Below are 11894 nucleotides of genomic sequence, written 5' to 3'. Positions count from 1 at the left end.
CGCCCACTCAAGGCATTTTGCTGGCCCCGACGTCTCGAAATTTTGACCAAAATCAATTTATTTTCAGATAGTTAGGATCGATTGCAAATGCGGAATGTGTTGATCGTGCTCATGTCGTGCGGGCTGGCGAGTACTGCTGCCTACGTCCAGGCCAGGGAGCTGGTGGAGAATGATCGGTATATGTGCAGTTGGGGCGCGGGAACGGCGGCCAAAGCCCAGGAACTCAAACTGTCGGGCGTCTCGCTGTATGCCGCGCGGCAGAAGTTACAGACGTACCGGTTCAGCAAGCCATGGATGCGCATGATGGCCATGGGCATCACCGAGCAGACTTACGACAGCCAATCGCGGCTCAAGCCGGCGGCGATCCGGCAGGGTTTTTACGATGACTGCGTCCGTTACAAGGTGGCGCGTAAATAGCGCGATGACGTCGGCCACGAAAGCCCCTGGACCCTGTGCCTGGCCTTTTGCGGCAGCAAATGCCCCTCGCCACAGCGCAGGGCGAAGTGTTCAACGTCTCCTATACTGGAACGCCTGAGAGTTTCCCTACCCACACCACGAGGAGAACGAACATGGCAATCCGCATTGGCGACGAAGCACCGGACTTTTCCGTCGAGAGCACCGAAGGCACGCTCAACTTCCACGAGTGGATTGGCGACAAATGGGCCATCCTGTTCTCGCATCCGAAGGACTTCACCCCGGTCTGCACCACCGAACTCGGCTACATGGCCGGCCTCAAGCCCGAGTTCGACAAGCGCAACACCAAAATCGTCGGACTCAGCGTCGACCCTGTCAGTAACCATAAAACCTGGGCCAAGGACATCGAAGAAACCCAGGGCCATGCGGTCAATTACCCGATGATCGGCGACGAGAACCTGGTGGTGGCCAAGCTCTACGACATGATTCATCCCAACGCCAGTGGCGGCGCACGGACCGCCGTGGACAACGCCACGGTGCGTTCGGTGTTCATCATCGGCCCGGACAAGAAGGTCAAGGCGATGCTGATCTACCCGATGAGTGCCGGGCGCAACTTCGATGAAGTGCTGCGACTGCTCGATTCCCTGCAGTTGAACGCCAAGCACACCGTCGCTACTCCGGTGAACTGGCGGCCGGGGGATGACGTGATCATTCCCACCTCGGTCTCCGACGAGGATGCACGCAAGAAATATCCGGAAGGTTTCAAGACCGTGAAACCTTACCTGCGCACGGTGGCGCAACCGAAGTAACCGTCCCCGATGCCGGGCACCCGCTCACACCGCGGGTGCCGGTTTGGCCAGTTCGATCCCGGCGGCACCCAGGCGCTTGAGGATCTCGAACAGCAGGTCGCTTTTGGTGGTGCTGACAATTCTCGGGCTGCCGACATAACCGGTGACGGTCAGCGTGATGCCTTCGGGGGTCAGTTTGCTGAACCGGACCACCGGCGCCGGTTTGTCGAGAATGGTCTCGTGCTCGCAATAGGTATCGTACAGCAGGTTTTTCACCTGCTCGGGGTCGATGTCCAATGGGAAGGTGAGCTCGAGTGTCGCTACCCCCTGGGCACTGCCGCCCAAGGTCACGTTGCGCAGGTTCTGCGAGATCAGCTGCGAGTTCGGGACGATGACGATCGAGCGGTCGCTGAGCTGGATTTCGGTGGCCCGCACGTTGATTCGGCGGATGTCACCTTCGACCCCGCTGATACTGATCAGGTCGCCCACCTTCACCGGCCGCTCGGTCAGCAGGATCAGGCCTGAAACGAAGTTTTTGACGATCTCCTGCAAGCCAAAGCCGATACCCACTGACAAGGCGCTGACGATCCAGGCCAGATTGGTCCACTGCACGCCCAGTGATGACAGCGTCAGCAGTATGACCAGGGCATAGCCGATGTTGGCGAACAGCGTGCTGAGCGAGGCCCGCATGCCCGGGTCCATGTCGGTTTTGGGTAGAAATTCGTTATCCAGCCAGCGGCGCAATGATCGGATCAGGTAAACGCCAATCATCAGTGCCAGCACTGCGTTGAGCAGGTGGCCCGGGATAATGTTGAGTTTGCGCAGCCCACCGCCACCGACCATGGAAAAGACGTTGGTGATCAGTTGTCCGAGCGTCGTTCCTATGCCCCCGACAAGCAGTGTGACCGCCGCTAACAGCAATAACCCTGCCCGACTGACCCCCGATAGAATGACCTCGATCTGCTCCAGTCGGCGATCATCGATGCCCAGCATCTGTTTCAGCGCCTTGCCACTCGGGCTTTTGGGCGCAAACAGATACTCGCAGGCGTCCTTCGCCAGCTGCATCAGCATATAAAACCCGCAGATGATGAGGAATGACCAGACCAGTTCGTAAGTGATGAACCTCGCCAGAGAAATGTAGCCGCTGAGCAGTGATAACAGGGCAATCAACAACGCCAGACCGGTGAGGGCATAGAGCAAGCTGGCGAAGGTCGTTCCGGCTTCGGTTGCCTCGCCGCTCGCCACCACTTGTCTTCGGACTTTACCGGTACGCACCATTAGAAAAATGATAATCAAGGTGACCGTCAGCGCGATGACGCCTCGGCCCGCGATCACCAGATCACTGCCCATGCCGGTGGCATTGGCCACCTGGATAATCGTCATCAGCACCAACAGGGTTGCGGCGAACAGCCGGGGAAAGGGTTCGAGCGCCAGCGCCACTGGATCGGAAATTGCCGGCAGCCGCCAGGAGGGGTGTTGCGTGGACAACAAGGCGCGGCTCAAGGCGGTAATCAGGACACAGGCATACACCACTTTTTCGAATTCCTGGGAGAAGGTGGTCAGCATCGGTGTCAGTGGACTTTGCCGCGTACAGACAAAAAACAGCAATTGCAGGGAGAAGCCGACGGTCAATACCGTGGCCAGCACCGAGGCCAGTGCGAGGGAGCTTCGGCGCAGGCGGCCTTCCGGCATCCGGTGAATGCACAGCCAGGTCAACCCCCGTTCGGCGAGCCTGCGGCCCAGCGTCCAGATGACCAGGGCCAGCAACAATAGTGCGGTAGTGAACAGGCGCTGGCCGGGTTGCCAGGCGGACTTGAGGACATCCCCCGCCTGGTCGATGAAGAATCCCAAGCGCTGCCGGTCGTCCGCTGAGGGGGTAAATATCGGTGACCAGAATCCCGGGCTGAGGATGCTTCGGGTGCGCAGGGTCAATTCGCTTTCGAGCAGGTTGCGTCGAATGCCGGCGATCTGGGTGAGGAGGTCGGCGGCACTTTGTTTGAGTGCTGCCAGGGTTTTGAGGGTGGAATCGATTTTGTTTTTTTGCTCGGCGAGCGATTTCCTTTGCGCGGCGATGTCGGATTGCTCGCTGGCAACGTCGTCGAGCGGTGCGGGCCCCAGCACTCCGAGTTGGGCATTGAGTTGAGTCTGCACGGGCAGCAGCGAAGCCGTCAGGCGATCGACATCAAGGATGAACCCATGAACCTGGTCCTGAGGGCCTTCCAGCTGGTTGTAGTTGTGAACCAGCGAGATCTGCTGTTTGAGGCTGTCCAGGCGAAGTTGCAACGCCTGAAGATCGCTCTGGGAAACCGCAAGGGTTGCGATCCCCGGCCTGGGCGCCGGAACGTCCGGCAGGTCGGCCGCCATTAGCGTTCCGGGACTCGACCCGAAAAGCGTGAAAGCGACGAAGATCATGGCTTTCAATGCAGGGCGCATAAGCGTGATCGACTCTGTTATTAGTCATTCAGCCTATGAGGTTAGGTCATCGCGCCCATGTTCGATGGATAGTTTGTCGGGTGCATTGACCCTGCCCCCGTCGGACGGGGGCAGGAGCGTCGATCGACGCCGGCCTGTTCAGACGCGTTCGAACAACACGGCAATGCCCTGGCCGCCGCCAATGCACATGGTCGCCAGGGCATAACGACCCTGAACACGGTGCAGTTCATGAAGGGCCTTGGTGGCGATAATCGCACCGGTGGCGCCCACCGGATGCCCCAGGGAGATCCCCGAACCGTTGGGGTTGACCTTCTCCGGATCGAAGCCCAATTCTTGCGCCACGGCACAGGCCTGGGCGGCGAAGGCCTCGTTCGACTCGATGACATCCAGGTCGGCAACGGTCAGGCCGGCGCGTTTGAGCAGCAGCCGGGTGGCGGGAATCGGGCCCAGTCCCATCAGTTCCGGCTCGACACCGGCATGGGCATACCCGACCAGTCGGGCCATGGGCTTGAGGCCTTGGGCACGGACCATTTCACCGGTGGCCAGGATCAGCGCACCAGCGCCGTCATTGAGGCCGGAGGCGTTGCCGGCGGTGACGCTACCGTCTTTCTTGAAGGCCGGTTTCATCTTGCCCAGTTGTTCGGCGTTGACCTCGGCGCGCACGTGTTCGTCGGTGGAGAAGGTCACCGTACCTTTGCGGCTCGCCACTTCGATCGGCACGATCTGCCCGACAAACCGGCCTTCGGCAATCGCCCGGGCCGCACGCTGCTGACTCAGCAGCGCCAGCTCATCCTGGGCCTGACGGCTGATGCCATAACGTTCGGCGATGTTTTCCGCGGTGATGCCCATGTGGAAACCGGCAAAGGGGTCTTGCAGCACACCGAGCATGAAGTCGATGGCCTGCACGTCACCCATGCGTGCGCCCCAGCGTGCCTGCGGCAACAGATAGGCACCGCGGCTCATGGACTCGACGCCACCGGCCAGCGCCGCTCCGGCATCCCCCAGCATCAGACTTTGTGCGGCACTGACAATCGCCTGCAAACCGGAACCGCAGAGACGGTTGACGTTGAACGCCGGCGTTTCCTTGGGCAGGCCGGCGTTCATTGCCACGGCCCGGGAGATATAGGCATCCCGTGCTTCGGTCGGGATCACATGCCCCATTACGGCATGACCGATGTGCTCAGGCGCCAGGCCGGAACGCTCGATGGCGGCGCGGCAAACGTCGGTCGCCAGCTGGATGGGTGACACATCCTTGAGCGAGCCGCCAAAGCTGCCGATGGCCGAGCGCACGGCGCTGATAACGAAAATGTCGGATGGGGTCATGGTGGTTCTCCTGGATCAGCACCGGATTTTATTAGCTTGGATGCCTTTAGGAGGGCAAGTCTAGATTCGGCAAAGTGTTGCGCCTATGCCGAAACTGCTCAAAGGCGCTGGTGTTTTTTGCCATTTTACTTGATGTGCTCGCGGTCAACTGTAGGAGCTGGCTTGCCAGCGAATGCGGTCTCCCAGCCAACACTTCTGTTGAATGTGCCGCCGTCTTCGCCAGCAAGCCGGCTCCTACATAACGCGGTGTTCTTGCATCTCGGTGACAACCTGAGCGTTACCATCTGGCGTCTTTGTCAATGATCACTGATGCACCATACCCCCTGGGCCTGGTAATCCAGCACATGCTCGCGCCCCAAAAGCGCTTCCATGACCCGGGATCAATTGCTGATGATTGAACGCCGTACGTCGGAATCGAGGAACGGCCATTCGTGAAAAAACTTCCAACAACCGTCACAGCCGGGAGTTTGACCATGAATGATGATCCGAAAGCGCAGGCCCTGGAAGCGTGGTATCAGCTCCTGAAAGAGCCCCAGATCCGTATGGATGCTGAAGAGCAATACGACGAGTTGCTCAAGGCCGCCGATGAGATGGAGCGCAAAGGGCTGATCAACAGCGTTGAATGGCGTGTACTGGTTCGGCAGGCCGGCAGTGCTTTTGCTAATGCGATTGAAGGGTTGGGGCGTGGCACCTAGGCGTCGGGCTTGGTGCGACGATTGTTGGTGTTCGCGCTGGCGCCATCGCGAGCAAGCTCACTCCCACAGGAGTTACCAGCGTGAACTGGCCAGGTTCATTGTGGGGGCGAGGCTGCTGGCGAAGGCCGTTCGGCCTGTTGGGCAAACCATTGCATGATCAGCCCGCATGCCGGATGCGAGGCTGCTGAAGGTTGCAGGTTCAGTGCGTAGACGCCACGAGTTTTCAGGGGCGGACCGAAGGGTATGACCAACACGCCCCGTTCGATGGATTCGACCGCCAGGGTCAGGTCGGTCATGGCCACCCCCAATCCTCGCGCCGCGGCATCGAGCGCCAGCTCGTCAAGGTTGAAGGGGATGTGTCGGTAATCCTCCAGGGACTTGCCGTCATTGGCTGTCAGCCATTGGCTCCAATCATGTTTGTCTGCCGAACGATGCAGCAGCGCAAAGCCCACCAGATCTTCCACCGACTGCAACGGCCCGGCCGGGCTGCCCAGCCCCGGGGCGCACACCGGCACCAGGGCTTCCTCGAACAGGGTCAGGCTATCCGCATCAGTGGATGGCTGCGGCAGATAGAGGATGTAGGCATCGCTATCGATCGCCGGCTCTACCATCTCAGTCGCCACGGTTTCGATCGCCAGCGAAACGTCCGGATGACTGCGATAGAACTCGCTCAACTTCGGCAGCAACCATCGCACCGCCAGCGACACATGCATGCGGATGCGGAAAGGGCGTTTCTGCGGTGCAAGTCGATCTTCCAGTGATGTCAGTTGCGCCAGGATATTGCGCGCAGTTGCCAGCACCTGTTCGCCTTCCGGCGTCAGTCGAACATGGCGGCTATTCCTCACAAACATCGGTAAGCCGAAGTGACTCTCCAGTTGCTGGATTTTCCTGCTTACCGCGCTTTGGGTCAGGCACAGCGTCTGCGCAGCCTGGGTGAAGCTACCGGTGTCGGCGACTTCGACCAATGCCTGCAAAGCGTGAAGCGAAGGAACGTGGCGAATTGTATCCATGCGTTTTCTGAATGGCTCGATGATTTTATAACGTTGGTCGTATTGCCTAAGGCCCTTTAGATTCTAGCTCTAGCTACCGCCAACTCAAACCACTGATGCGATTCTCGCATGAGATTGTACTTTGGGCAGAGACGGCTCGCGCAATGACAGTCGAACGAGGTGACGCATGGAAAATAGATGTGGCTGGATCGCACAAGCGGGAGATTCTCCGGCTCGCGCTCACCTGAGCGGCACGCAAAAGGCTGACTGGCTGATTATTGGTGCCGGCATCACCGGCCTGTGTGCCGCGCATTCCCTGGCAGGCATGCACCCTCAGGCACGCATCGTGATCGTCGACCGGCAGCGTGCGGCGCAGGGGGCTTCGGCGCGCAACTCAGGCTTCGTGGTGGGGCATGAACACCCCACCGATGACGAACTGATCGGCCGTCGGGGTTTCGCTGATTTTGCAGTGGATACCGAAATTTCCCTGGTCGCCAGCGAGGAAGTACGCCAGCGCATCGTCCGGCATGGCATCGAGTGTGATTTTCGCGATTCGGGTTATTACTTCGCCGTCAGCGATCCGGGCAAACTGACCCAGGTCGAGGCCAAGCTGCAAACCCTGCGTGCCGTCGGCGCATCTGCGCAGTTCCTGCAAGGCGAAGCGCTGAGCAAGAAGCTGGGAACCAGTCATTACCAGGCCGCGATCTGGTGTGGCAATGGCAACGCACTACTACAACCGGCGAAGTATGTGAAGGGGCTCCTGGACACGCTACCGGACAGTGTCAGCCTCTACGAAAACACCGACATTACCGGCCTGGAGCGTTTGAGTAACGCAAGCCTGCGCGCCAACGCTGTCAACGCGAGCATCGAAGCCAGGCAGGTGCTCGTCTGCCTGAACGCGTTCATCCCGCGGGCCGGAATCGCGGACAGCGGCACCTTCGCGATGGAACTCAGCGCCAGCCTCACGCGCCCGCTCAGTGACGAAGAGTTCAATGCCATGGGCGCTGTCGAACCCTGGGGCGTGCTCTCTACCCGGCCACTTGGCGCCACGGTGCGCCTGACGCCGGACCGTCGGGTGATGATCCGCAACACCGCGGAATACCGTTCCCGGGACTTGTCCGGCAGTGAACTCAAGCAACGTCGAAAACACCATGTGCTCGGCTTGCAACGACGTTTTCCATGGCTCAACGAGCAGGACATCCAACACACCTGGACCGGCCACCTGAGCGCCTCACGCTCCGGCCAGCCTTACTTTGCCAAGGTCGAAGAGGGCGTTTTCGCCGTGGCCGGCTGCAACGGTTCGGGCGTCGCGCGCGGCACCCTGTGGGGACGCCTGCTCGCCGAACTGGCCTCGGGCGCCTGCTCGCCGATCCTGGCATCCGTCATGCACCGGGCCCGGCCGGGCTGGCTGCCGCCGCGACCCTTGCTCGATATCGGTGCCATGCTGCGCATGCGCGTGGAGGCAGTCAGGGCCCGGACAGAAGTCTAGAAAACCCGGTAATCGCAAAACAACAAAAGCTCATCAACAACCAGGTGATTGAACATGCGCGTCAACAATATTCCGCTGATGGTCGTGCTGACGACGTTGTCGGCAGCCTGCTACGCCGACGAAGTCGTCAACATCTCGAACTGGAACGGCTACATAGCCGACGACAGCCTGACCACGTTCACCAGGGAAACCGGGATCAAGGCCACTTACGACATTCACGACAGCAATGAAGTGCTGGAATCGAAGCTGATGACCGGCAACACCGGCTACGACGTGGTGAGCCCTTCGAACCATTTCCTGTCCCGATTGATCAAGGCCGGGGCGGTGCAAAAGCTTGATAAAAACCAGCTGCCCAACTGGAAAAACCTCGACCCGGCACTGATGAAAAAACTCGAGGTCAATGATCCGGGCAACCAGTACGGCTATCCCTACATGTGGGGCACCGCGGGTATCGGCTACAACGTCGAGAAGATCAAGGCGATCTTCGGCAACACCGATGTCACGCGCTCCTGGAATCTGTTTTTCGATGAAAACAACATCAAGAAGTTGAGCCAGTGCGGCGTGGCGATTATCGACAACCCCACGCAGGTTCTGCCGATCACCCTCAACTACCTGGGCCTGCCGCCCCACAGTCACGATCCCGCGGACTACAAAAAAGCCGAGCAGGCACTGCTGAAAATCAGACCCTATGTACAGTATTTCCATGCGTCCAAGTACATCAGCGACCTGGCAAACGGCAATGTCTGCGCGGTGATCGGTTTCAATGGGGACGTGGTTCAGGCGGCGGCCAGCGCCAAGGAAGCCAACAACGGCATCGACATCGCCTATTCGATCCCTGACGAAGGATCGACCCTGTGGTTCGACATGGTGGTGATGCCCAAGAGCGCACCGCACGAGAAGAATGGCTACGCCTACATGAATTATCTGCTGACACCGCAAGTCATTGCCAACATCAGCAACAGCGTGCACTACGCCAATCCCAACCTGGCGGCGGATCAGTATGTAGTCCCAGCCGTGAAACAGGACCTGGCGATCTACCCGCCGGGCAGTGTGCTGGACAAGTTGTTTACCGTGGAGGAACTGCCTGCGGCCATCGCACGGTTGAGTACCCGCTTGTGGACCAGGCTGAAGACTGATACCTGACTGAGCGGCCCGGAAAAAAAGCCCGCCAGAAAAAAACAATGGCGGGCGTTTGGGAAGTGCCGGCTCAGCAAGCAGAGAGCACTGGCCGGGGAAAGAGCGCGGGGGACGTACAATGCCGGCTAACTGTGGGATTACCCGGATGTGGCTCGGTCAACCCAGGCAGGGGCGCGCTGTGCGAGCCAGGTTCATGCCACTGGAATCAGCGGATCGGCCGCCGCCAGGGCCGTCGCCCGATCGGCTGCCGGCGGATAGATCCAAAGGGTGTTGATCTGGGTCTTGAGTTCCTTGGCTTCCTGTTTCACCAGTTTCAATTGACGATCCCAGCCTTCAGTGAACACCGCGCCCCAGGCGCCGAGGTCCAGGCAGGTCACGTACTTGGGCTGGCTGTAGGTCATCGGCGCCACGCCGAGCAGGTCGGCCGCCACGTTGTTGCCGGCGTAACGACCCAGGCAAATGGCATGCTGGCAGGACATCGCCGCGAAATTCCCCAGGGAGTCGGTGGCGGCATACGCCACATCGCCCGTGGCGAAAATGTCGGACTGTCCCAGCACCTTCAAGTGACCATCGACGTGCAAGCGACCTTTAGGGTCCCGGGTCCCGGCGATTTGCTCGGTCAGTGGACTGGCGCGAAACCCGACCGTCCAGATCACGGTACTCGACTCGATACGCTGCCCGTCGGCGAGCGTGACGCCACTGGCATCTACCGAGGCGACTGTCGCGTTGAGTACCCATTCGATGCCCAGGTGCTCGGAAGCTTCGATGATGGCGGGACGAATACCGTCACCCATCGACGCGGCGATTTGCGGTCCGCGGTCCACGACAATGATCCGGATGTCCGCGTCGTCACCCAGCGCAGCACGCAAGCGGGCCGGCATTTCGGTGGCGGTTTCAATACCGGTGAAGCCGCCACCGGCGACCACCACGGTGTTGCGGGCGGCGCTGGCAGGCCGGTTCTTCAGCGACTTGATATGGACTTCCAGCAGCGTGGCCGTTTCAATCTGGTCGACGTCGAATGCGTGCTCGATCATACCTTCAAGGGGAGGACGAATGAGGCGACTGCCGGCGGCCAGGACCAGTCGGTCAAACTTCAACCGGCCTTGCGTACCGTGCACGTCGCTGTAGGTCACCTGTTTGGCCTGCACATCGATCCCGTCGGCCGAGCCTTGTACGAATTTCACGCCCACCGCATCGAACAGCTCGCCCAGCGGCGCCATCATCCTGTGCACATCCGGCTCATAGAACCGGGGTCGGATTCTCAGTTCCGCCTGTGGGGCCAGGACGGTGATCCGGACGTCATTGCGATCATGCTGGTCCAACAGACGGGCCGCGCTCAAGGCGCTCCAAACGCCACCGAATCCTGCACCAACAATCAGAATGTGCTGTGTCATGGTTTTTTCCAGAAGACGAAGTCGCAACGATGAGTGATGACCCATCGGACGCGTTCAAGGGTTTTTTCCGAGCCAGCTACGACAGCGCGGCTGGGTAACGGTGACAAATCCTAAGAGCAATGTTTGTCATCCGACAGGACAAAAAACCCTGAATTAACGCCACAACCTGGACAAAGTAATGAAGCGCGCGGCGTCGCAGGCAAATTGGCTCAGGTGTACGCCAACAGTCGACCGCAAAGGATCACGGAGACCCAGAGCGCAATCGAAATCAGCGCCTGGACCTTTGCAATGCCAGGTGCCGCAACGGCGGTATTCCATCGGTCGACGGAGCGATATACACCGACGTGGAACAGGGCAGCATTGACGCCTGCCGTGGCGATCAGGCAAAGCTTGAGGATAAACACGCCGTTGGAGGCGAAATCATGGGGATGGGCTGAAAACATCATCAGCCCCGCAGGCACGATCAACAGCAGGGCCGCAATCGACCAGGTCAGGAGGTGGCGCGCCAGGGCCGTGACCGCAATGTCTTTCGACAGCCCGAGCACCCGCAGATCGAACATCAGGACCGAGCCGACCAGCACCGTGAAACCGATGATGTGAACCACCTCGATTATCGGATACAGCCACAAGTCGCCGCGCATGACCACGCCGACTGGCGAGTCATTCAACCAGTCCAGCCAGCCATCCGACCCGGTTCCAGCGCTGCTGTCGACAACCTGCATCAGCGTAGCTCTGTGGTCTTGTCGCCGATGGTGATGCGTTCGGCGCGCAGTTCTTCAGGCTTGTTGCGGTTCTGGTAGCCGACGACGGCCGCTTTGTTTCCCACACTCAGCATGTCCCGGGTAAGGCCGCGATTCTCCATGCGCGAAGGCGGTGCGAGGACGACGGTCCAGGTCTTGTCCGCTGTCTTGAGACGCACGAAACCGTGGGGATGGGAGTAGCCGGATTCTTCAATCGTGCCATTGAGGTTCAGGGGCGTGCTGGAGTCATATTCACTCCAGCCGTGATGAGCGAAAGCCGCCGTTGCGGCCAATAAGAGTGACAATCCAATGCTGCCGAGCATGCCTTTCATGACAAGTCTCCTGTTGCAGGTCATTGATCTATTCGTTGCCTGACGCACGGGGCAGGATGCCACCGAAGATGGTTTCTAGAATAGCTCGGCATTGCTCCCAGCGGCACGCCGGTGATCCTGTAGAAGCCGGCGTGTCGGATCGCCGCACCGCAGCGAAGGC

The 11894-nt window shown here is 59.9% G+C and carries 11 protein-coding genes; 5 read left to right on the top strand and 6 right to left on the bottom strand.

Annotated elements, in window-relative coordinates; genetic code table 11:
* Positions 1–87 precede the first annotated feature (87 nt).
* Positions 88–417 (top strand): hypothetical protein, encoded by a 330-nt coding sequence (locus J2W17_RS09645; RefSeq protein ID WP_307332924.1) that lies wholly within the window; start codon positions 88–90, stop codon positions 415–417.
* Between the two features lie 152 nt (positions 418–569).
* Positions 570–1223 carry a peroxiredoxin gene (locus J2W17_RS09640; protein ID WP_307332922.1) on the top strand — a complete coding sequence of 218 codons (654 nt, stop codon included), beginning with the start codon at positions 570–572 and terminating at the stop codon, positions 1221–1223.
* A 24-nt stretch (positions 1224–1247) separates the two neighbouring features.
* Here J2W17_RS09640 and J2W17_RS09635 read toward each other — a convergent pair whose 3' ends face one another.
* On the bottom strand, positions 1248–3635 hold the full coding sequence (locus J2W17_RS09635; protein ID WP_307332919.1) for a DUF3772 domain-containing protein: 2388 nt from the start codon (positions 3633–3635) through the stop codon (positions 1248–1250).
* A 138-nt stretch (positions 3636–3773) separates the two neighbouring features.
* A complete protein-coding gene (locus J2W17_RS09630; protein WP_307332916.1) occupies positions 3774–4958 on the bottom strand; it encodes an acetyl-CoA C-acyltransferase family protein in 1185 nt (394 codons plus the stop codon).
* Between the two features lie 473 nt (positions 4959–5431).
* Between J2W17_RS09630 and J2W17_RS09625 the strand changes: the two genes are divergently transcribed.
* Complete coding sequence (locus J2W17_RS09625; RefSeq protein ID WP_307333339.1) at positions 5432–5653, top strand: hypothetical protein; 222 nt, start codon at positions 5432–5434, stop codon at positions 5651–5653.
* Positions 5654–5748: 95 nt separating this feature from the next.
* Here J2W17_RS09625 and J2W17_RS09620 read toward each other — a convergent pair whose 3' ends face one another.
* On the bottom strand, positions 5749–6663 hold the full coding sequence (locus tag J2W17_RS09620) for a LysR family transcriptional regulator (protein WP_307332913.1): 915 nt from the start codon (positions 6661–6663) through the stop codon (positions 5749–5751).
* A 166-nt stretch (positions 6664–6829) separates the two neighbouring features.
* On the opposite strand from J2W17_RS09620, the gene J2W17_RS09615 reads away from it, so the two are divergent.
* Entirely contained in the window at positions 6830–8131 is a 1302-nt protein-coding gene (locus J2W17_RS09615; RefSeq protein WP_307332910.1) for an NAD(P)/FAD-dependent oxidoreductase, read from the top strand.
* 54 nt (positions 8132–8185) lie between these two features.
* Positions 8186–9274, top strand: a complete 1089-nt coding sequence (locus J2W17_RS09610) for a polyamine ABC transporter substrate-binding protein (RefSeq protein ID WP_307332907.1) — start codon at positions 8186–8188, stop codon at positions 9272–9274.
* 185 nt (positions 9275–9459) lie between these two features.
* Here the strand turns inward: J2W17_RS09610 and J2W17_RS09605 are convergent, their stop codons facing one another.
* The 3 genes from J2W17_RS09605 to J2W17_RS09595 form a co-directional block, all read right to left on the bottom strand.
* Positions 9460–10662 carry an NAD(P)/FAD-dependent oxidoreductase gene (locus J2W17_RS09605; protein ID WP_307332904.1) on the bottom strand — a complete coding sequence of 401 codons (1203 nt, stop codon included), beginning with the start codon at positions 10660–10662 and terminating at the stop codon, positions 9460–9462.
* A gap of 209 nt (positions 10663–10871) precedes the next feature.
* Positions 10872–11384 (bottom strand): DUF6644 family protein, encoded by a 513-nt coding sequence (locus J2W17_RS09600; RefSeq protein ID WP_307332902.1) that lies wholly within the window; start codon positions 11382–11384, stop codon positions 10872–10874.
* On the bottom strand, positions 11384–11734 hold the full coding sequence (locus J2W17_RS09595) for a DUF6152 family protein (protein ID WP_307332899.1): 351 nt from the start codon (positions 11732–11734) through the stop codon (positions 11384–11386). The genes J2W17_RS09600 and J2W17_RS09595 overlap by 1 nt, the downstream gene beginning before the upstream one ends.
* Positions 11735–11894 lie beyond the last annotated feature (160 nt).

It is taken from the genome of Pseudomonas lini (genome assembly GCF_030812475.1).
GTDB lineage: Bacteria > Pseudomonadota > Gammaproteobacteria > Pseudomonadales > Pseudomonadaceae > Aquipseudomonas > Aquipseudomonas lini_A.
The sequence above is the reverse complement of the archived record's forward strand: the minus strand, read 5'-3'. Positions and strand labels throughout refer to the sequence as shown.

What these genes read in the sequence shown, in the direction of transcription:
- J2W17_RS09640 (WP_307332922.1), top strand. Translation starts at nt 570, where the DNA reads ATGGCAATCCGCATTGGCGACGAAGCACCGGACTTTTCCGTCGAGAGC.
- J2W17_RS09620 (WP_307332913.1), bottom strand. Translation starts at nt 6,663, where the DNA reads ATGGATACAATTCGCCACGTTCCTTCGCTTCACGCTTTGCAGGCATTG.
- J2W17_RS09615 (WP_307332910.1), top strand. Translation starts at nt 6,830, where the DNA reads ATGGAAAATAGATGTGGCTGGATCGCACAAGCGGGAGATTCTCCGGCT.
- J2W17_RS09605 (WP_307332904.1), bottom strand. Translation starts at nt 10,662, where the DNA reads ATGACACAGCACATTCTGATTGTTGGTGCAGGATTCGGTGGCGTTTGG.
- J2W17_RS09595 (WP_307332899.1), bottom strand. Translation starts at nt 11,734, where the DNA reads ATGAAAGGCATGCTCGGCAGCATTGGATTGTCACTCTTATTGGCCGCA.
- J2W17_RS09645 (WP_307332924.1), top strand. Translation starts at nt 88, where the DNA reads ATGCGGAATGTGTTGATCGTGCTCATGTCGTGCGGGCTGGCGAGTACT.
- J2W17_RS09625 (WP_307333339.1), top strand. Translation starts at nt 5,432, where the DNA reads ATGAATGATGATCCGAAAGCGCAGGCCCTGGAAGCGTGGTATCAGCTC.
- J2W17_RS09635 (WP_307332919.1), bottom strand. Translation starts at nt 3,635, where the DNA reads ATGCGCCCTGCATTGAAAGCCATGATCTTCGTCGCTTTCACGCTTTTC.
- J2W17_RS09630 (WP_307332916.1), bottom strand. Translation starts at nt 4,958, where the DNA reads ATGACCCCATCCGACATTTTCGTTATCAGCGCCGTGCGCTCGGCCATC.
- J2W17_RS09600 (WP_307332902.1), bottom strand. Translation starts at nt 11,384, where the DNA reads ATGCAGGTTGTCGACAGCAGCGCTGGAACCGGGTCGGATGGCTGGCTG.
- J2W17_RS09610 (WP_307332907.1), top strand. Translation starts at nt 8,186, where the DNA reads ATGCGCGTCAACAATATTCCGCTGATGGTCGTGCTGACGACGTTGTCG.